This is a genomic window from Hydrogenophaga defluvii (genome assembly GCF_042665235.1).
Lineage (GTDB): Bacteria > Pseudomonadota > Gammaproteobacteria > Burkholderiales > Burkholderiaceae_C > Hydrogenophaga > Hydrogenophaga defluvii_A.
The window spans coordinates 1-18,266 of record NZ_JBHTBZ010000023.1 but is presented as its reverse complement, the minus strand read 5'-3'; the positions used below and the strand labels follow the sequence as shown (position 1 = coordinate 18,266).

Below are 18,266 nucleotides of genomic sequence, written 5' to 3'. Positions count from 1 at the left end.
CGGGGTCGTGCACGTCAAAGCGGGCGCTGCCGGCCACCCATTGGCCGTTGATCAGGGCGTCGGTCTTGAGCAGGCTGGGGTCCTGCAACAGGTCCAGCGGCGAAGCAATCTTCATGTCCATGGTGTTCAGGCGGCGGTGGTGTCGAAGGTGGCGGCGCGCAGGGCCTCGTGCAGGGTGGTCAGGGCGGCGCTGAACTGGGCGTCGGGGATGGTCAGGGGGTAGAGGAAACGGATCACGTTGCCGTAGGTGCCACAGGTCAACAGCAGCAGGCCACGGGCCAGGGCCTCCTTCTGCACGCGGGTGGCCAGAGCGGCGCTGGGTTCGCGGGTCGCCGGGTCGGCGAACTCCACCGCCACCATGGAGCCCAGGCCACGCACGTCGCTGATGGCGGGGCAGCTCTCGCGCCACTCGGTCAGCGCGCCCTGCAGCTGGGCGCCCAGGCGCAACGAGCGCTCCAGCAGGCCTTCGCTGTCGATCACGTCCATCACCGCGTGGGCTGCGGCCACGGCCAGCGGGTTGCCTGCGTAAGTGCCGCCCAGGCCACCGGGGGCGGGTGCGTCCATCACCTCGGCACGGCCACACACGGCCGACAGCGGCATGCCACCGGCCAGGCTCTTGGCCATGGTGATGATGTCGGCGCGCACGCTGTGGTACTCCATGGCAAACAGCTTGCCGGTGCGGCCAAAGCCGGTCTGCACCTCGTCGGCAATGAGCAGGATGCCGTGGCGGTCGCAGACCGCGCGCAGGCCTTCCATCAGCGCGGTCGGCGCGATGTTGAAGCCACCTTCGCCCTGCACCGGCTCGATGATGATGGCCGCCACGCGGGTGGCCTCGATGTCGCACTTGAACAGCTGCTCCAGCGCGTGCAGGCTGTCGTCCACCGTGATGCCGTGCACCGCGTTCGGGAAGGGCAGGTGGTAGACCTCGCCCGGGAAGGGGCCGAAGCCGATCTTGTAGGGTGCGACCTTGCCGGTCAGGGCCATGCCCATCATGGTGCGGCCGTGGAAGGCGCCACCAAAGGCGATCACGCCCGAGCGGCCGGTGTGGCGGCGCGCTATCTTGACGGCGTTTTCCACCGCTTCGGCCCCGGTGGTGAAGAAGGCTGTTTTGGCCGGGCCGGCGATGGGCGCGCGGGCGTTGATGCGCTCGGCCAGCGACACCACGCTTTCGTAGGGCACGATCTGGTAGGCGGTGTGGGTGAAGCGGTCCAGCTGGGCGCGGATGGCGGCCAACACGGCGGGGTGGCGGTGGCCGGTGTTGAGCACCGCGATGCCGGCGGCAAAGTCGGTGAAGGCGCGGCCTTCCACGTCCCACAGGGTGGCGTTCTCGGCGCGGTCGGCGTAGAAGTCACACATCACGCCCACGCCACGGGGAGCGGCGGCTTGGCGACGTTGGTCGATCTGTTGGTTGGTCTGGCTCATGGTCTTGAAGGGGAAAAGGTGGAACAAGGTGTCCATTACAGCCTCGAATGGTTCTAAACTAAAGAGCCACATTCACGAATTTCATAGAACCAATTGCAATCACTTGTGGGAGACCTGCTGCTGCAGCGCCTGGCCCAGGCCCGCGCCGCCGCCACCCAACGCCAGCCCACCAGCCGGCTGTTGTGCGCCTGCCTGCGCGAGGCCATCCTGGACGGCACGCTGCCCGCCCACACCCGGCTGCCGCCCACGCGTGATCTGGCGAGCGAACTGGGCGTCTCGCGCAACACCGTGCTGTACGCCTACGACCAACTGGCGGCCGAGGGCTGCCTGGTGTCGCGCACCGGCAGTGGCAGTTTTGTGGCCGATCTGTCGGCCGACCGCTTCATCGCCACGCCGCCCGCAGTGGGTGCGCCCGTGCCACCGCCCGAGCCCGTTGCGCTGCCATCGGGTGTGTCGGCGCGCGGCGAGGCTTTGCTGGGGCGCGTGTCGGCCACCGACGTGCAGTGGGGCGCTTTCCTGCCCGGCCTGCCCGACGTGACCGAATTCCCGCAGCAGCGTTTTGCGCAAATCACCGCCCAGTGCGCGCGGCGTGGCCCACCCGCGCTGCGCAGCTACGCCACCGCTGGTGGCCACCCGGTCTTGCAGCGCAGCCTGGCGCAGTACCTGCGGCAGGTGCGCTCGGTGCAGTGCGAGCCGGAGCAAATTCTCATCACCGAGGGCGTGCACCAGGCGGTGGACCTGCTCTCGCGCATGCTGGCCGATGCCGGCGACATCGCCTGGGTGGAAGACCCGGGCTACTGGGGCACGCGCAACATCCTGCGCATGAACGGCTTGCAGGTGGACGCCATCGCGGTGGACGCCGATGGCATGCAGGTGGTGGAGCCCGCGCCGGGCCGTGTGCCCAAGCTGGCTTTCGTCACGCCCTCGCACCAGTACCCGCTGGGGCCCATCATGGCCTTGTCGCGCCGCCTGGCCCTGCTGGAGGCCGCACGCCGCCACGGCTTCTGGGTGGTGGAAGACGACTACGACAGCGAATTCCGATTCGCTGGCCAGCCCATTCCCTCGCTGCAAGGCCTCATGCCCGATGCGCCGGTGATCTACGTGGGCACCTTCAGCAAGACGCTGTACCCGGGCCTGCGCACCGCTTATATGGTGCTGCCTCCGGCGCTGGTCGATCGCATCGGCGCGGCGCAGATGGAGCTGTACCGGGGCGGCCACCTGCTCACGCAGGCGGCGCTGGCCGAGTTCATCGACAGCGGCCACTACGCCGCCCACATCCGCCGCATGCGATTGATCTATGGCCAGCGCCGCGCCCGGCTGGTCGAACTGGTGACACAGGCCTTGGGCAGCGAATGGCTCCACCCCTTCGACAGCAACGCCGGCCTGCACCTGGTGATGGCCGTGCCCGAGCCGTTGCGCGACACGGTGGTGGCGCAGCGCGCGCGCGAAGCGGGTGTGCTGGTGCGCCCGCTGTCGCGCTATTTTGAGAGCCCGGCCGTGCAGCAGGGCTTGTTGCTGGGGTTTGCAGCGGTGCCCATCGAGGGCATGGACGCACCGTTTGGGCGGCTGCAACGCTGCATGGAACCCTTGCGTCGGTAGGGCGGTTGTTCTCAGGGCATCAGCCGTTGGATCAGGGTTTGGGCCAGTGGCCAGGGACCGAAGCCCGACGCCGGGTTGAGGTGGCCGACCTTGCCCAGGTCTTCGATGGCGCTGCCCCAATCGCGCGCCAGCTGGCACACCACATCGAACTCGCCCAGCACATCGTTGTGGCTGGCGGCCACCAGCGAGGGAAAGGGCAGGCGCTCGCGCGGCACCGGCAGCCAGCCGGCGGCGTCCAGTGCGTCAAGCTGGGGGTAGGGCGGGGGCAAAGGCCGGTCGAAGGTGGGCGGGGTGGCCAGCAGCGCGCCACACACCCAGTGTGCCAGCGCGGTCTGCCGTGCCCAGTGCGCCACCAGCACACAACCGCCGCTGTGGGCGACCAGCAGCACCGGCGCGTTGACGCGTTCGATGGTGGCCTCCAGATCGGCGATGCGCGCGCCCAACGACAGGTTCTCGCGCCCCATGGGGGTGAGGCTGTGGGCATGGGGCAGGCGCTCGGCGAGCCAGGTTTGCCAATGCTGGGCCACGTGGTCGCGCAAGCCCGGCACGATCAAAGGGATGGGATCGGTCATGGTCAGAGGAGTTGCGATGTGTCGGTCACGGCGGCCTGCATCGCTTGCAGCAAGGCCGCTGGCGGCTGCGCGCCCGACAAGGCCTCGCGCTGGTTGAACACGAAGAAGGGCACACCGGGCACCGGTTCAGCCTGTGGCAGGGGCAGGTCGAGCCGCGAGGCGGCTTCGGCCACATCCAGGCGCCACTCGGCGGCGAGTTGCAGCAGCCACGCGTGGTCGCCCAGGTCTCGCCCTTGTTGGAAGTAGCCGTGGAACAAGCGCTCGATCAGCGTGGCCTGTGCCTCCGTGCCCAGTCGCTGCGCGGCCAGCAGCACCAGTTGGTGTGCAGGTGCGGTGTCGGGAAAGCGCCGGATGCGGTCAAACGCGATGGACAGGCCGGCATGTGCGGCCGCCGCGCGCACCTGGGCCTGGCGCGCGGCCACCGCCTGGGGGCTGCCCAGGCGGCGTTCGTAGAACGCGGCAAAGTCCCAGCCTTCGGGGGGCACGCCTTCGATCAGGCGCATCGGGTGCCAGCGCAGCACCACCGTGTCGGTGGGGCGTTGCGCGCGCCAGGTGGTCAGGGCGGTGTCGAGGTGGCGTTTGCCGATCAGGCACCAGGGGCAGATGAGGTCGAACCAGACGTCGATCTGCAGCGCGGGCGCCGGTGTGGTGTTGGTGCTCACGCCACCTTGCGCAGAAAGCCCTGCTGGCGGCCCGGCGCGTTGGGCGCAAAGCCGTTGGCGGCCAGGGTTTCTTCCACGGTGTCGTAGAACACGCCAATTTTGAGGATCTCGCGCGCCTGTTTGCCAGTGGCGATGGGGCGGCCGAACTCTTTGGCCACGCGCACCAGTTGCTCGATCTGTTGCACCGTGCTCATCTTCTCGGTGCGGGCCTGGTTCCACAGGTTGTCTTCGATGCCACAGCGCACGTGCAGGCCCATGGCCATGCCCATCATGTTGATGGGCAGCACGTTGCGCATGCTGCTCTCCACGGTCAGCATGGTGCCGTCGGGGATGGCACGCACGAAGTTGCTCAGGTTGTAGATGTTGGGCGCGTCCATGCCGCCGCTGATGGCCACCCAGTTGCACACCAGCGGGCCTTTGTAAATGCCACGACGGATCAGGCGCTCCACCGTCTCGAAGCTGTTGAGGTTGTAGAACTGGAACGCGCTCTGAATTCCCGCCGCTGAGAGCCGCTTGACGTGTTCCTCCACGAAGCTGGGCGTGGACGGCACCACCATCTCGGTGTAGGCGCGGCGGCCTTCGGGCGTGGCCATGGAGGTGCCGGCGATGTCGGCCTCTTCCATGTGTTCGGTCACGTTCATCTGTGTGGTGTTGACGGTCACCGTCACTTGGTCGGGCTTCGGCGTCAGCTCGGCCAGCATGTGGCGGGTGTCGTCCGACAGCCATTTGGCCACCTCGCCTTCGCCCACCGGGGCAAAGGAAATGGAGCCACCGACCTGGATGACCATGTCGGGCACGGCCTGGCGCACACCGGCGATCAGCGCGTTGAACTGCGACAGGCGCTTGCTGCCGGTGCCATCGAGTTCACGCACATGCAGGTGCAGCACGGTGGCGCCGGCGTTGTAGCAGTCCACGGCCTTCTGCACCTGGGCCTCCATCGTGACCGGGATGTCCTCGGGAAAGTCCGAAGGAATCCACTCGGGGCCGTAGGGCGCGGCGGTGATGACCAGAGGCTGCTGGTTTTCAGGGAAGAGGTGGCCGTCGAGGAAGTTCATGTGCGTCTCCTGATATGGGGGAAAAAAGGGGCTCAGAAGGTGGGCGTGCCGATGATGCCGGCGCGCTCCATCTTGCGGTGGCAAGGGGGGTAGTCCATCACCGCGTAGTGCTGGGTGGCGCGGTTGTCCCAGATGGCCATGCTGTTGGGCTTCCAGCGCCAACGCACCTGGTATTCGGGGATGGCGGCCTGGTTGATCAGGTACTGCAGCAGAGCGCTGCCGCCCTGGGTGTAGTCCTGGCCATAACGCACGTTGTCGGTGGTGTGGAAGTTGGTGAAGTGGGTGGTGAAGGCGTTGACGAACAGGATCTTTTCGCCCGTCTCGGGGTGGGTGCGCACCACCGGGTGTTCGGCGTCGGGGAACTGGGCCTTGAGGGCCAGGCGCCGTTCGATCGGCATCGCGGCGCCAAAGGTCGCTTCAATGCTGTGGCGGGCGCGCAGGCCGGCGATTTGCTGTTTGACTTGCTCGGGCAGTTTCTCGTAGGCCAGTGCCATGTTGGCCCACATGGTGTCGCCGCCCACGGGTGGGCATTCCACGCAGCGCAGCACACAGCCCATGGGCGGCACCTCGCGCCAGGTGGCGTCGGTGTGCCAGGCGTTTTCGTAGCGGTCGTTGGGCTGGTCGGGGTTTTTGTAGATGCGCACCAGGCCGGGGTGGTCGGGGTCGCTGCCGGCCACCGGGTGGTCTTCCAGTTCACCGAACTTGCGGGCAAAGGCCACGTGTTCGGCGCGGGTGATGTGCTGGTCACGCAGGAACAGCACCTTGTGCTGGAGCAGCGCGGCCTTGATGTCGGCAAACAGCGTGTCGTCGCGCGCCGCATCGCCCAGGTTGACGCCAACAAGTTCGGCGCCGATGGCACAGGTCAGGGGTTCGATCCGCATGGTGTGTCTCCTCTTTTTGTAAACGCGCTCAGATCACGAAGATGGACGAGCCGGTGGTCTTGCGCGATTCCAGGTCGCGGTGGGCCTGCTGGGCGTCTTCCAGCGCGTAGTGCTGGTGGATCTCGATCTGGATGCGGCCGGCGCCCACATGGCCAAACACCTCGGCGGCCAGCGCGGCCTTCTCGGCCGGGTCGGCGATGTAGTCGGCCAGGGCCGGTCGGGTCAGGTAGAGCGAGCCCTTCATGGCCAGCAGGTTGGGGTTGAAGCCCTCGATGGGGCCGCTGGCCGTGCCCACACACACCATGAGGCCACGGCGTTTGAGCGAATCGAGCGAGGCCATGAAGGTGCTTTTGCCCACGCTGTCGAACACCACGTTCACGCCCACGCCATCGGTGAGTTCGCGCACGCGCTTGGCCACGTCGTCAACGCTGTAGTTGATGGTGTGGGCACAGCCATGGGCGCGGGCGACTTCGGCCTTTTCTTCGGTGGAGACGGTGCCGATCACCGTGATGCCGAGCAACTTGGCCCATTGCGAAACGATCAGGCCCACGCCACCAGCGGCGGCGTGCAGCAGCAGGGTGTCGCCGGCTTTGAAGTCGTGGATGCGGCGCAGCAGGTAGGCCGAGGTCAGGCCGCGCATGGTCATGGCGGCTGCGGTTTCGAAGGCGATGTTGTCGGGCAACTTGATCAGCGGCGCGGCCGGGATCAGGCGGGAGGTAGCGTAGGCGCCCAGGGTGTTGAGGAAGCCGGTGTAGGTCACGCGGTCACCCACAGCCACGTTCGTCACGCCTTCGCCCACGGCCTGCACCACACCCGATGCTTCCACACCCATGCCGGCCGGCAAAGGCATGGGGTAGGTGCCGTTGCGGAAATAGGTGTCGGCGTAGTTCAGGCCCACGGCCACGTGGCGCAGGCGCACCTGGCCGGGGCCGGGGTCGCCGACGTCCACGTCTTCAAGCCGCAGAACCTCGGGGCCACCGGTCTGGTGCAAACGTACGGCCTTCGCCATGTGTGTCTCCTCAGGCGGCGCGCCGGTGTGGTGCGCCATGGGAGGGACTGTAGGTATTCACCCCAGGGGGCGCTTCGCATGATCTGCCAACGGCTTATCATTTCATGCCACGCCACCACAACCCCCATGAACGCACTCGTCCGCGCCGCCACCCTGACCAACTTTCTGGAGGTGGCGCGCGACCTGGGTTTGAACCCGCAGCCGCTGCTGCGTGAGGTGGGCCTGAGCCGCGCCCTGCTGGCCGACCCCGAACAGCGCATTCCGGCGGCGTCGGCGGTGCGCCTGTTGGAGATGGCGGCCCAGGCGACGGGCCACAGCCAGTTTGGCCTGCGCATGGCCGAGTCGCGCCAGCTGTCGGACTTTGGTGTGGTGAGCCTGCTCATCAGCCACCAGCGCACGTTGCGCGAGGCGCTGATGGTGACCATGCAGTACCGCCACCTGCTCAACGACACACTGGCCATGCAGCTGGAGGACGCGGGCAGCCTGGTCATTGTCCGCGAGGAGGTGGTGGCTACCGCACCGTCGCGCCAGGCCACCGAGCTGGCGCTGGGCGTGTTGTTTCGCATGTGTGCGGCGGTGATGGGCGGGCGCTGGGCGCCGCAGAGCGTGAATTTCAGCCACGAGGCACCGGCCGACCTGAGCTTGCACAAGCGGGTGTTTGCCTGCCGGGTGGAGTTTGGCAGCGAGTTCAACGGCATTGTTTGCCGCGCCGCCGATCTGGACGCGCCCAACCCGGCGGCCGATCCGGCCATGGCGCGTTACGCCCAGCGTTTTGTCGAATCGCTGCCACCGGTCAATGGCCCCTCGGTGGTGCTGGACGTGCGCAAGGCCATTTACCTGATGTTGCCCAGCGGCCGCGCCAGCACCGAGTACGTGGCCCAGGCCCTGGGCCTGAGCGTGCGCACGCTGCAACGCCAGCTCGACGAAGCCGGCACCAGCTTCACCGACATGCTGGGCGAGGTGCGCGCGGAACTGGCCCAGCGCTACGTGGCCAACCCACGCTATTCGCTGGTGCGGGTGTCCGAACTGTTGGGCTACAGCACACCCAGCTCGTTCACGCGTTGGTTCACCGCCCAGTTCGGCCAGGCGCCGCAGGCCTGGCGCAAGGCGCAGGGTGGTTCGGCCTGATCAATTGCGGCCTTGGCGCCAGGCGCGGGCGCTGCAGCCAAAGCCCTGGCGAAACCAGTAGGCAAAGGCGCTGGGCGACGAAAAACCCAGCAGCGTGGCCACTTCGGCCAGGCTGCGCTGGTTCTGCCGCAGCTGTTGCTCCGCCATTTCCATGCGCACCGCCTGCAACACGGCAGAAAAATCGGTCTGTTCGGCGCTCAGGTGGCGGTGCAGCGTGCGCCGGTCCACGCCCAGGTGCTGCGCCACCTGCTGCGCTGTGCAGCGCCCACCGGGCAACAGGGCGGTGATGAGCTGGCGGGTGGTGGTCTGTGCGTTGCGCTGGCCGCGCGACAGTTCACCGTCCAGGTAGCGCCGGGCAAAGCTGGCCATGGCCGTCTGGTGGGCTGCCAGGCCCTGCGTCAAATCGCTGGCGCGGCAGATGATGCCGTTGAAGCCGGCCAGGTACACCACCCGCGTGCCAAAGAAGCGCTCGAAGCGCGTGGGCTCCCGGGGCGCGGCTTGGCGCAGGCCCACCCACAGCGGTTGCCAGCGTTCGCCCAGCAACTCGTGCAGGATGCGGTGCATCACCCCCACGGCCAACTGCATGGACTGCTGCAAGGGCGCACCCGGTTCGGCCACCAAGTCTTCGCTGATGCGCAGCAGGCCATCGTGTTCTTCCAGCTCGGTCAGCAGCGAGGCGTTGAGCAAGCGCAGGTAGCGGCACAGGGTGTCCAGCGCGGCACGTGCGCTGGGCTCTTCCTTGAGCACCAGGCTGAGCGGCCCCAGGTTGGAGAGCGAACGCCGGGCCGCCAGACGCAGCCCAAAATCCTCTGCGCCGCTGGCCAACGCACTGGTCTCCAGCAGGCGGCGCACCGCCTGGGTGCTGATGGGGGTTTCGGGGTCGCTCAGGCTGCGCAACTGCAGGCCGGCGCGCCTCAACATGGCGGCGGCGTCCAGGCCCAGCGATTGCGCCAGCTCGACATAACCATTGAGGCTGGCGCTGCGCACAACCGGCAGATGGGTGGCCATGGGGTGTCCCAAAATCGAAAGTTCTTGGCGTGAATTATCAAGCCGGCGGCGGGCACGCTGCCTACCATTCGTCCACGGTTCAGGAAGAACCTGCCGACACGCACCGGGACGACCCGGGCACCCAACGATTGGAGACAACCATGTTTTTTGCTTCCCGCTTCACGCGCCGCACCACCTGCGCCACCTTGCTGGCTTTGGCCGTGCCGGCCGTTTTTGCCTGGACCGACAAGCCGGTCAAAGTCATCGTGCCGGCACCCGCCGGGGGCGTGATGGACCAGGTGGCGCGCATCATCGGCGACCAGCTGAGCAAGGACGTGGGTCACCCCTTCGTCATCGAGAACCGTGCCGGTGCAGGTGGTGTGATCGGCATGCAGGCGCTGGTGACCGCACCGGCAGACGGCACCACCATCATGTTCACCGCCAGCAACCTGCTGACCGAAATCCCGCACGTGCTCAAGCCCAGCATGGACATCGTGCCCAAGGTGCGTCCGGTGGCCGTGGCGGCACGCGACAGCCTGATCCTGATCGGTGCGCCCAACACGCCGGCCAAAGACCTCAAGGAGCTGATCGCCTACGTCAAGGCCAACCCCGGCAAGGTGAGCTTTGCCTCGTACAGCTCGGGCACAGCCTCGCACTACGCGGGCATGATCCTCAACCAGAAGGCCGGGCTGGACATGCAGCACATCTCGTTCGCAGGCATCCCGCCCGCGCTGACCCAGGTCATGGGCAACCAGATCCCGGTGATGTTCTCTTCCGTGGGCCCCACCAAACAGTTCATCGCCGCCGGCAAGGTCCAGGTCTACGGGGTGGTCACCAAGACGCGCTCCAGCCAGCTGCCCAACGTGCCCACGCTGGCCGAGCAGGGCATCCCCGACATGGACTTCAGCAACTGGGTCGGTGTGATTGCTGCGGCGAGCATGCCCGATGCCATCGTCAACAAGATCAATGACGCGGTCAACAAGGCCGCTAACAGCCCCGACGTCAAGGCCAAACTGGTGGCCGCCGGCTTCGAGGTGAGCCCGCGCGACCTCGAAGCACCGCAGTTGGCCCAGTCGGTCAAGGCCGAGTTCGAGCGCAACGCCGCCATCGTCAAAACCTTCGACATCAAGCTTACGCAGTAAACAGCCCCAGTGTGCACAGGCGCGGGCGCCCGGCGGGCACCTGCGCTTTTTTTTGCCCTGTTTTTTGTCATTGAACCCAAGGACTTTCGCCATGAACGGCCAAATGATGCAGCAGCCGCTGCTGATCTCATCCCTGCTGCGCCATGCCGAGCGCCACCACGGCACCCAAGAGGTGGTGTCGCGCCGCGTCGAAGGCGACATCCACCGCTACACCTACGCCGATCTCGCATCGCGTTCGCGCAAGCTGGCCAAGGCCCTGGCCGGCCTGGGCATGGCCCCCGGCGTGCGCGTGGGCACCATCGCCTGGAACACCTACCGCCACCTGGAGCTGTACTACGCGGTGTCGGGCTCGGGCGCCGTGCTGCACACCCTGAACCCGCGCCTGCACCCCGACCAGCTGGTGTGGATTGCCGACCATGCCGAGGACGAGGTGCTGTGTTTCGACAAGACCTTCCTGCCGCTGGTGGAAGCCGTGGCCTCGCGATTGAAGACCGTGCGCAAGTTTGTGCTGATGGTGGACAAGGAGCACATGCCCACTGTGCCCAAGATCTTGGGTCTGATCTGCTACGAGGATCTGATCGCTGGCGAGCCCAACGACCACTTCGAGTGGCCCGAGTTCGACGAACAAACGGCATCGAGCCTGTGCTACACCAGCGGCACCACCGGCAACCCCAAGGGCGTGTTGTATTCGCACCGCTCCACGGTGCTGCACACCTTCGCCTCCAGCCTGCCCGATGCCCTGAATCTCAGCGCCCGCGACGCCATCCTGCCCGTGGTGCCCATGTTCCATGTCAACGCCTGGGGCCTGCCGTATTCGGCCTGTATGGTGGGGGCCAAGCTGGTGTTCCCCGGCCCGGGCCTGGACGGCAAGAGCCTGCACGAGATGTTCGAAGCGGAAGGTGTCACCGTCTCGGCCGGTGTGCCCACGGTCTGGCAGGGTTTGCTGGCCCATGTCAGCGGCAACGGCTTGTGCTTCCGTACCATGCGCCGCACCATCATTGGCGGCTCGGCCTGCCCGCCGGCCATGATGAGTACGTTTGAAGACACCTACGGTGTGCAGGTCATCCACGCCTGGGGCATGACCGAACTGTCTCCCATCGGCACGGTGGGCATCCTCAAAGGCCACCAACTGGATTTGCCGGTGGAGCAGCGACGGAGCATTCAGGCCAAGCAGGGCCGGGGCGTGTTCGGCATCGACATGAAGATCGTCGGTGAAGAAGGCCAGGAACTGCCGTGGGACGGCAAGGCTTCGGGCGAGCTGCTGGTGCGCGGGCACTGGGTGGTGGCGCAGTACATCAAGGGCGAGAAGACACCACTTGTGAACGGCTGGTTCCCCACGGGCGACGTGGCCACCATCGACGCCGACGGTTTCATGAACATCACCGACCGGGCCAAGGACGTGATCAAGAGCGGTGGCGAGTGGATCGGCTCCATCGACATCGAGAACATCGCCATGGCCCACCCCGCCGTGGCCATGGCCGCGTGTATTGCGGCCAAACACCCCAAGTGGGACGAGCGCCCGCTCTTGGTGGTGGTCAAGAAGTCCAACGCTGAGGTCAGCAAGGAAGACCTCCTGGCTTTCTTCAACGGCAGAATCGCCAAGTGGTGGACGCCTGACGACGTGGTGTTTGTGGACGCCATCCCGCTCGGCGCCACCGGTAAGATGCTCAAGAACCGGCTGCGCGAGCAGTTCCAGGACCATTTGTTGACCCCCGCCTGAGTTTTGTCAGAAAGCCCCGCCCCATGACCGCCCTGCGTGATCGCCTGCAAACCCTGTGGCCCGGGCTGGTGGTCAGTGGCGTGGTGGCCGTGGCCGCCATGTTCCTGGCCGAGCACCATGGCGCGCCGGTCATGCTGCTGGCGCTGCTGCTGGGCATGGCGCTGAACTTTTTGACGCAGCCCGAGGCCGGGCAGCACAGCCGCAGCGCGGCCGGTATCGACTTCACTGCCAAGGCGGTGTTGCGCCTGGGTGTGGCGCTGCTGGGCCTGCGCATCACGCTCGATCAGGTGCTGGCCCTGGGCTGGCAGCCCATTGCCATGGTGGTGCTGGCGGTGGCGCTGACCATCGCGGTGGGCATCCTGCTCGCCAGGATGATGGGGTTTCAGATGTTCTTCGGCCTGCTCACCGGCGGGGCGGTGGCCATTTGTGGGGCATCGGCCGCGCTGGCGCTCTCAGCCGCCATGCCGGCCCACCCGCGCAAGGAGCAGGCCACGCTGTTCACGGTGATCGGTGTGAGCGCCTTGTCCACGATGGCCATGGTGCTGTACCCCATGGTCACCGGCTGGCTGGGCCTGGACGCCTGGCAGGCCGGCGCCTTCATCGGCGGCACCATCCACGACGTGGCGCAGGTGGTGGGCGCGGGCTACAGCATCTCGCACGAGGCGGGCGATGTGGCCACGCTGGTCAAACTCATGCGCGTGGCCATGTTGCTGCCGGTGATTGCGCTGGCGGCCTGGCTGGCGCGCCGGCACGAGCTGAGCCAGGGCGCCAGCACCAGCGGCCCACGCCCGCCGCTGCTGCCCTGGTTTGCGGTGGCCTTCGCCATCCTGGTGGTCATCCACAGCACGGGCTGGCTGCCGGCCTGGGTGGTGGCGGCCGGCAAAAGCGCCTCGCAGTGGTGCCTGGTGGGCGCCATGGCGGCCATCGGCATGAAGACCCACCTCAAGGATGTGGTCAAGGTGGGCTGGAAACCGGTGGCGCTGATGGTGCTGGAGACCGTTTTTCTGGCCGGGCTGTTTTACATGTTTCTGCGCTTGGCCAACCACGCCTGACCCGCGCGGGTCTTTTTATGGCGGCAGGCCGTCTTGAGTGGATGCAGATGAACGGATGCGTTCAGCGCGGCGCAGCACCGGCGCATCGACCATGCGGCCGTCGAGCTGGAAGGCCGCGCCACCGTGGGTGGCATCGTCATCCTGATGGTCCGCAGCCAGTCTCGCCCGCATGCGGGACGCCTCGATGTTTGAAGCCGCCACGCGACCCAGCCCTGACCCCCGGCGCGTTGGCCAGGAATCCGACACCCATGGATCAGACGCCCACGGACCCCAACCAAGGGGTTGCCAGCGCCATGCCCAGCGTGCCACCACACAGACCCAGGCCCCAGCCCGCCAGCACGTCGGACGGGAAGTGTGCCCCGGCGTAGATGCGCGCCCAGCCGGTGGCCAGGGTCAGCAGCACCGCGCTGACCACCAGCAGGGGCGGCACGCCGGCCACCCACACAGCGGCGCTCACGCAGGCCATGCTGACCGCGTGGCTGCTGGGCCAACCACCACGCGCGCCTTGTTGCAGGTGGTTGGGGCTGAGTCCCAGGTGGTAGGGGCGCGGGGCACCCAGGTGGCGGGCGATGCGTTTGCCCGTCCACTGCGTGGCACCGGCGAGCAGCAACACCCAGGCCGCCAAGGCCAAAGGGGCGGCGGTGAAGGTGGCGCCCAGCAGCAAGCTCACGAGCAACAGGCCGCTGGCGCCGCGCGCCAAGCACAAGGCCACGCGCAGGGGCAGTGGCCGGGCCGCATGGCCACCGCCGAGCCGGGTGAAGGCGCGCAGGTCTGCACTGCTGCGTTGTGGCGGGTGCGTTTGGCCGTTGGCGGCACGGGGCATCAGGCATCGGCGGGTCGATGCCTGGGTCGGGGTTTGCATAGGGCCTCTGTGAGGAGTGTGGTTCATCCGCCGGCCATCGTGCGGCGCCACGATGAAAGACCCGTGACCACTTCAAGGCAAAACGAAGGCACCCCGCCGAGCACCTGTCAAGCCGTCCGATCCCCGACGACAATGCTTCAAACCCAGACGTTTGAGTTCCACGCCCATCAAAATCGCATGAGCATGATGTCCGCTCGCCCACTGCTGCCCAATGAACCCCGCGTCATCGACACCCCCCGCCAGCAAGCCCTGACCGAGCAGCACCTGCTGCCCACGTTGGGGCCGCTGATGACACTGATGCAAGGCATCCGCGCGTCGCTCGACCCTGTGTTGCGGGCGGCCCAGCCCTTCAAGTGGGGCAAGCCTTACCCGCTGGGCCAGTGCCTGGAAATTTCGCTGGCAGTCAAACGCCGCTTGCGAGAGATCAACCCGGTCACGCTGAGCGGTGAGGCGGCCCAGGGCCATGCGGCGCTGGCCGCCTTCTTGGCCGCCGGTGGCCACATGCACCAGGTGTGGGGAGACCTGCGGGGCGCGTATTTCCAGAACGCCTTTCTGGCTGGCACGCTGTACATCGACGTGTCCAACGACACCGTCGTGCCCACCAAACCACCGGTTGAGATGCTGCCGTTCGAACAGGCGGGCCTGACCCCGGTGGCCGACTTTGCCCACTACACCCGCCTGGCCAATCGCTACTGGCACGCGCAGGTGGTGCCCAACCACCTGTTGCCGGAACTGGCTCCCCACTACCCGCTGTTCGTCCACATACCCGGCGTGGGTTGGCGCCTCGAGGCGGACTCGGGCTACATGGTGGCACTGACCCACACGCAGGGCTTTTCCCCCAGCCGCGCCGTCCTGGTGGCCGAGCCCATGGATGCCGCCACCTTTGCCACACTGGCGCACACCTTGGGCCCACTCGGGCGCTGGCCCCTGCCCCACCATGCCATTCAGGGGCGTGAAATTGCCCTGCAGAGGTGCGCCGCCGCCGCGCTGGCCGCCCAACCGCTTGACGCCACCTTGCGCGCCGACCTGGGGCGGCGCATTGCCGCTGTGAACGCGTGCTTGTCGAGCGCGCGCACGTTGTAGTCGCCCACCACCGCCACGCCGCGCCCGTCCAAATGCACGATGAAGGGCCGCTGAAAGGCTGACGAAGGGGTTCAGACTGTTAAACTGATTTAACTGTCAACTGCACCCAAAGGTTCCCATGTCCCGGCCGCACCCGAGTCCGCCGAGCACCACCCGGGCGGTGTGCGTGCCCACCCATGAAGCAGCACCTTCACGCCACACCTTGCCAACCGACCCAACAGCCCAGGCTTTGAATGGTTTTGTTGCGCCTGTTCTCAGATTTGCCTGACCGTATCGCCCCACGGAAGCCCCCATGACCATACCCGCCACCCAACCAACTATTGCCACCTTGTACCAAGCGGGCGAACCCAGCCTGAACCAACACCACGAGGTGGCCTTCGTGCTCGACAACGTGGCCGACTGGGAGACGCTGGCCGCAGGCGTGCGCGCCGGGGTGGAGGTGGTGGTGCTGGACAGCCGGGGCGATGGCCTGGCGCAAATGGCCGACTGGCTGACGCAAAAAACGCCCGGCAGCGTCGATGCGATTCATCTCCTGGGGCATGGCGGCAGCGGTGCGATCAACTTGGGTGCGCTGACACTCACCGGCGACAACCTGAACGAACACGCCGACACCTTGGCCCACATTGGCGCGGCCCTGACAGAAGAGGGTGACTGGCTGGTGTATGGGTGCAACGTGGCGGGTGACGCTGCCGGGGTGGATTTGGTAGGACGCCTGGCACAGACCAGCGGAGCAGATGTGGCGGCGTCTGATGATGTGACGGGGGCTGTGGGGCTTGGTGGCGATTGGGTGTTGGAGCATTCAGACGGTCACATCGAGTCATCTGCCTTGATGATCACTGCTTACCAAGGCGCGCTTGCGGCGCCGGCCGATCAAAATTTTGATGCACTACCACCGCAGGAGAGCGTGCGACAAAACAACCCGTCGATCACGCTCGACGGCGTGATCTATTCGACGAACTCGACCAACGATGCCATTCGAGTTGACACGGTAGATGACATCACCGGGATGCTGCCGACGTTGGGCACGGGCAACGCCATTGGTTCAGCGTGGTATGGCACCAACACGGGAACGTATTTCCAGTTTGCCTCCGAAAACAACGCGAACAACTTCAAGCTGAATTCGCTGCGGGCAGAGGTGTGGGGAGGCACTTCTAACACAGCAGAGGTGTACACCGTCACCGGCTACAACGACGGCTCGCAAACCGTGTCGGCTACGGTCACATTCACTGCCGATGGCACCTATGGGGTGGGAAACAGTGCCATTTTTTACGACCGGCAAACAACTCCAGATGAAGAGGTCGACTCTAACAACACGGCCAACGCCGGGCTGCTGACGTTTGGCAGCAACTGGGACAACATTGACCAGGTCAGGTTCACGACCGCGGACGGCAAAATCCTTGCCGTCATGATGGACCAAATCGACTTTTCGGAGCCGACACCGCCAGCGCCCACGGTCACCGGCATCACCTCATCCACCGCCAACGGCAGCTACAACGCGGGCGATCTCATCAGCATCCAGGTGACGTTCAGTGCGGCGGTCAACGTCGCGGGCACGCCACAACTCACGCTGGAAACCGGCAGCACCGACCGCACCGTCAACTACGTCAGCGGCAGTGGCAGCACCACCCTGACCTTCAATTACACGGTGCAGTCTGGCGACACCAGCGCCGACCTGGACTACACCAGCACCACCGCATTGGCACTCAACGGCGGCAGCATCACCGCAACCAGTGGTGGTGCGGCTGCGGTGTTGACACTGCCAACGCCCGGCGCGGCCAACTCGCTGGGCGCCAACAAGGCGCTGGTCATTGACACCACGGCGCCTGCCGCCCCCAGCACGCCCAACCTGACCGCTGGCACGGACACGGGCAGTTCATCCACCGATGACCTGACCAACGACACCACCCCCACTTTCACGGGCACGGCGGAAGCGGGCGCCACGGTCACCTTGTACGACACCGATGGCGTCACCCCAATCGGCTCGGGTACGGCCACCGGGGGCAACTGGAGCATCACCGCCAGCGCCTTGGCGGCCGGTGCGCACACCGTTACGGCCAAGGCAACCGACGCAGCGGGCAACGTCAGTGTCGCCTCTTCGGGCTTGACCCTCACCATCGACACAGCGGCCCCCACGCTGAACGGCGCCGCGCCCGATGCCTCGCCGGCCGACGGTGACACCAACGTGGCCTTGGGCAGCGACATCGTCATCGACTTTTCTGAAAACGTGGCTTTCGGTGCCAGCGGCACGATCACGGTCCGCGCCGACGGCAGCGATGTGGGCATCTTTACCGTGGCCGCTGGCAGTGCAGCGGGTGTTTTTGGCACCGCGACCATCAGCGGCGACAAACTGACGATCAACCCGGCCGCCGACCTGACGCCTGGCAAGACCTATTCGGTGCAATTCACGTCCGGTGCGCTTGAGGATCTGGCGGGCAACGCGCTGGCGGCCATCGCCAACGACACCACCTACAACTTCAGCACCGTTCCGCCAAACGACCGCCCTGGCCTCACTGCGGGGGGCACGCTGGCCTACACTGAAAACGCGAGCGCTGCCGCCATCGACAGCACGTTGACGCTGTCGGACACCGAAAACGACGCCATCACATCGGCCACGGTCAGTGTCTCCACCGGCTTTGCTTGGGGCGATACGCTGGGCTTCGTCAACCAGAACGGCATCACCGGCAGCTACAACAGCGGCACCGGCGTGCTCACGCTCAGTGGCAGTGCCACGGCGGCCAACTACCAGGCGGCGCTGCGCTCGGTGACGTTTGCCTCCAGCTCGGACGATCCGACGGCCACCTCGGCCAGCCGCACCATCACCTGGGTGGCCAGCGATGCGGGTGGCGCCAGCACGGGCGTGACCTCGACCGTCAACCTGACCGCGATCAACGACGCGCCGTCGCTCAACGCGAACGGCTCCAGCCCCACGTTCACGGAAGACGGCAGCGCTGTCACGCTGTTTGGCAGTGCCAATGCCATTCCGGGGGAGTCGGGGCAGACCCTCACCGGCCGGTTGTGTCGCATTAGCCGAGGAGGGGCGTGCTGAATCAGTGGATGGCGTCGACCTCAGATTGCCAGACTGTAGAACTGCT

The 18,266-nt window shown here is 66.5% G+C and carries 16 protein-coding genes; 7 read left to right on the top strand and 9 right to left on the bottom strand.

Annotated features, from left to right (window positions below; genetic code table 11):
* Positions 1-126: 126 nt before the first annotated feature.
* Positions 127-1,422, bottom strand: a complete 1,296-nt coding sequence (locus ACFQU0_RS10480; RefSeq protein WP_382200486.1) for a 4-aminobutyrate--2-oxoglutarate transaminase — start codon at positions 1,420-1,422, stop codon at positions 127-129.
* Between the two features lie 105 nt (positions 1,423-1,527).
* Here ACFQU0_RS10480 and pdxR point away from each other — a divergent pair, with 105 nt between their 5' ends.
* The gene (pdxR, locus tag ACFQU0_RS10475) at positions 1,528-3,021 is read left to right on the top strand and encodes a MocR-like pyridoxine biosynthesis transcription factor PdxR (RefSeq protein WP_382200484.1); all 1,494 of its coding nucleotides are present in this window, start codon (positions 1,528-1,530) and stop codon (positions 3,019-3,021) included.
* An 11-nt stretch (positions 3,022-3,032) separates the two neighbouring features.
* Here pdxR and ACFQU0_RS10470 read toward each other — a convergent pair whose 3' ends face one another.
* From ACFQU0_RS10470 to ACFQU0_RS10450, 5 genes are read right to left on the bottom strand one after another with little or no spacing between them, the layout of a single operon-like run.
* On the bottom strand, positions 3,033-3,593 hold the full coding sequence (locus tag ACFQU0_RS10470) for an RBBP9/YdeN family alpha/beta hydrolase (protein WP_382200482.1): 561 nt from the start codon (positions 3,591-3,593) through the stop codon (positions 3,033-3,035).
* 2 nt (positions 3,594-3,595) lie between these two features.
* Positions 3,596-4,255 (bottom strand): DsbA family oxidoreductase, encoded by a 660-nt coding sequence (locus ACFQU0_RS10465; protein WP_382200480.1) that lies wholly within the window; start codon positions 4,253-4,255, stop codon positions 3,596-3,598.
* The gene (locus ACFQU0_RS10460) at positions 4,252-5,310 is read right to left on the bottom strand and encodes a beta-keto acid cleavage family enzyme (RefSeq protein WP_382200479.1); all 1,059 of its coding nucleotides are present in this window, start codon (positions 5,308-5,310) and stop codon (positions 4,252-4,254) included. The genes ACFQU0_RS10465 and ACFQU0_RS10460 overlap by 4 nt, the downstream gene beginning before the upstream one ends.
* 32 nt (positions 5,311-5,342) lie before the next feature.
* On the bottom strand, positions 5,343-6,191 hold the full coding sequence (locus ACFQU0_RS10455; RefSeq protein WP_382200477.1) for a TauD/TfdA dioxygenase family protein: 849 nt from the start codon (positions 6,189-6,191) through the stop codon (positions 5,343-5,345).
* Between the two features lie 28 nt (positions 6,192-6,219).
* Positions 6,220-7,200, bottom strand: a complete 981-nt coding sequence (locus ACFQU0_RS10450; RefSeq protein WP_382200475.1) for a quinone oxidoreductase family protein — start codon at positions 7,198-7,200, stop codon at positions 6,220-6,222.
* 126 nt (positions 7,201-7,326) lie between these two features.
* Here ACFQU0_RS10450 and ACFQU0_RS10445 point away from each other — a divergent pair, with 126 nt between their 5' ends.
* The gene (locus tag ACFQU0_RS10445) at positions 7,327-8,328 is read left to right on the top strand and encodes an AraC family transcriptional regulator (RefSeq protein ID WP_382200473.1); all 1,002 of its coding nucleotides are present in this window, start codon (positions 7,327-7,329) and stop codon (positions 8,326-8,328) included.
* On the opposite strand, the gene ACFQU0_RS10440 is transcribed toward ACFQU0_RS10445, so the two are convergent.
* A complete protein-coding gene (locus ACFQU0_RS10440) occupies positions 8,329-9,336 on the bottom strand; it encodes an AraC family transcriptional regulator (RefSeq protein ID WP_382200471.1) in 1,008 nt (335 codons plus the stop codon).
* A gap of 140 nt (positions 9,337-9,476) precedes the next feature.
* Between ACFQU0_RS10440 and ACFQU0_RS10435 the strand changes: the two genes are divergently transcribed.
* From ACFQU0_RS10435 to ACFQU0_RS10425, 3 genes are all read left to right on the top strand, one after another.
* A complete protein-coding gene (locus ACFQU0_RS10435; RefSeq protein ID WP_382200469.1) occupies positions 9,477-10,457 on the top strand; it encodes a Bug family tripartite tricarboxylate transporter substrate binding protein in 981 nt (326 codons plus the stop codon).
* A 91-nt stretch (positions 10,458-10,548) separates the two neighbouring features.
* Positions 10,549-12,177 (top strand): 3-(methylthio)propionyl-CoA ligase, encoded by a 1,629-nt coding sequence (locus ACFQU0_RS10430; protein WP_382200467.1) that lies wholly within the window; start codon positions 10,549-10,551, stop codon positions 12,175-12,177.
* Positions 12,178-12,200: 23 nt separating this feature from the next.
* Positions 12,201-13,229 carry a YeiH family protein gene (locus ACFQU0_RS10425; RefSeq protein WP_382200465.1) on the top strand — a complete coding sequence of 343 codons (1,029 nt, stop codon included), beginning with the start codon at positions 12,201-12,203 and terminating at the stop codon, positions 13,227-13,229.
* A 15-nt stretch (positions 13,230-13,244) separates the two neighbouring features.
* Here the strand turns inward: ACFQU0_RS10425 and ACFQU0_RS10420 are convergent, their stop codons facing one another.
* Together ACFQU0_RS10420 and ACFQU0_RS10415 are read right to left on the bottom strand one after the other, a co-directional pair.
* On the bottom strand, positions 13,245-13,400 hold the full coding sequence (locus tag ACFQU0_RS10420) for a hypothetical protein (protein WP_382200463.1): 156 nt from the start codon (positions 13,398-13,400) through the stop codon (positions 13,245-13,247).
* Positions 13,401-13,482: 82 nt separating this feature from the next.
* The gene (locus ACFQU0_RS10415) at positions 13,483-14,091 is read right to left on the bottom strand and encodes a phosphatase PAP2 family protein (RefSeq protein WP_382200462.1); all 609 of its coding nucleotides are present in this window, start codon (positions 14,089-14,091) and stop codon (positions 13,483-13,485) included.
* Between the two features lie 177 nt (positions 14,092-14,268).
* Here ACFQU0_RS10415 and ACFQU0_RS10410 point away from each other — a divergent pair, with 177 nt between their 5' ends.
* Both ACFQU0_RS10410 and ACFQU0_RS10405 read left to right on the top strand, forming a co-directional pair.
* The gene (locus ACFQU0_RS10410) at positions 14,269-15,174 is read left to right on the top strand and encodes a hypothetical protein (protein ID WP_382200460.1); all 906 of its coding nucleotides are present in this window, start codon (positions 14,269-14,271) and stop codon (positions 15,172-15,174) included.
* Between the two features lie 292 nt (positions 15,175-15,466).
* A complete protein-coding gene (locus ACFQU0_RS10405; protein ID WP_382200458.1) occupies positions 15,467-18,220 on the top strand; it encodes a DUF4347 domain-containing protein in 2,754 nt (917 codons plus the stop codon).
* The last annotated feature ends 46 nt before the right edge of the window (positions 18,221-18,266 follow it).

Bases quoted from the DNA above. Each gene is read 5' to 3' on its own strand.
- ACFQU0_RS10425 (WP_382200465.1), top strand. From the start codon at position 12,201: ATGACCGCCCTGCGTGATCGCCTGCAAACCCTGTGGCCCGGGCTGGTG.
- ACFQU0_RS10410 (WP_382200460.1), top strand. From the start codon at position 14,269: ATGAGCATGATGTCCGCTCGCCCACTGCTGCCCAATGAACCCCGCGTC.
- ACFQU0_RS10460 (WP_382200479.1), bottom strand. From the start codon at position 5,310: ATGAACTTCCTCGACGGCCACCTCTTCCCTGAAAACCAGCAGCCTCTG.
- ACFQU0_RS10455 (WP_382200477.1), bottom strand. From the start codon at position 6,191: ATGCGGATCGAACCCCTGACCTGTGCCATCGGCGCCGAACTTGTTGGC.
- ACFQU0_RS10420 (WP_382200463.1), bottom strand. From the start codon at position 13,400: ATGCGGGCGAGACTGGCTGCGGACCATCAGGATGACGATGCCACCCAC.
- ACFQU0_RS10450 (WP_382200475.1), bottom strand. From the start codon at position 7,200: ATGGCGAAGGCCGTACGTTTGCACCAGACCGGTGGCCCCGAGGTTCTG.
- ACFQU0_RS10405 (WP_382200458.1), top strand. From the start codon at position 15,467: ATGACCATACCCGCCACCCAACCAACTATTGCCACCTTGTACCAAGCG.
- ACFQU0_RS10435 (WP_382200469.1), top strand. From the start codon at position 9,477: ATGTTTTTTGCTTCCCGCTTCACGCGCCGCACCACCTGCGCCACCTTG.
- ACFQU0_RS10430 (WP_382200467.1), top strand. From the start codon at position 10,549: ATGAACGGCCAAATGATGCAGCAGCCGCTGCTGATCTCATCCCTGCTG.
- ACFQU0_RS10470 (WP_382200482.1), bottom strand. From the start codon at position 3,593: ATGACCGATCCCATCCCTTTGATCGTGCCGGGCTTGCGCGACCACGTG.
- ACFQU0_RS10440 (WP_382200471.1), bottom strand. From the start codon at position 9,336: ATGGCCACCCATCTGCCGGTTGTGCGCAGCGCCAGCCTCAATGGTTAT.
- ACFQU0_RS10480 (WP_382200486.1), bottom strand. From the start codon at position 1,422: ATGAGCCAGACCAACCAACAGATCGACCAACGTCGCCAAGCCGCCGCT.
- ACFQU0_RS10445 (WP_382200473.1), top strand. From the start codon at position 7,327: ATGAACGCACTCGTCCGCGCCGCCACCCTGACCAACTTTCTGGAGGTG.
- ACFQU0_RS10415 (WP_382200462.1), bottom strand. From the start codon at position 14,091: ATGCAAACCCCGACCCAGGCATCGACCCGCCGATGCCTGATGCCCCGT.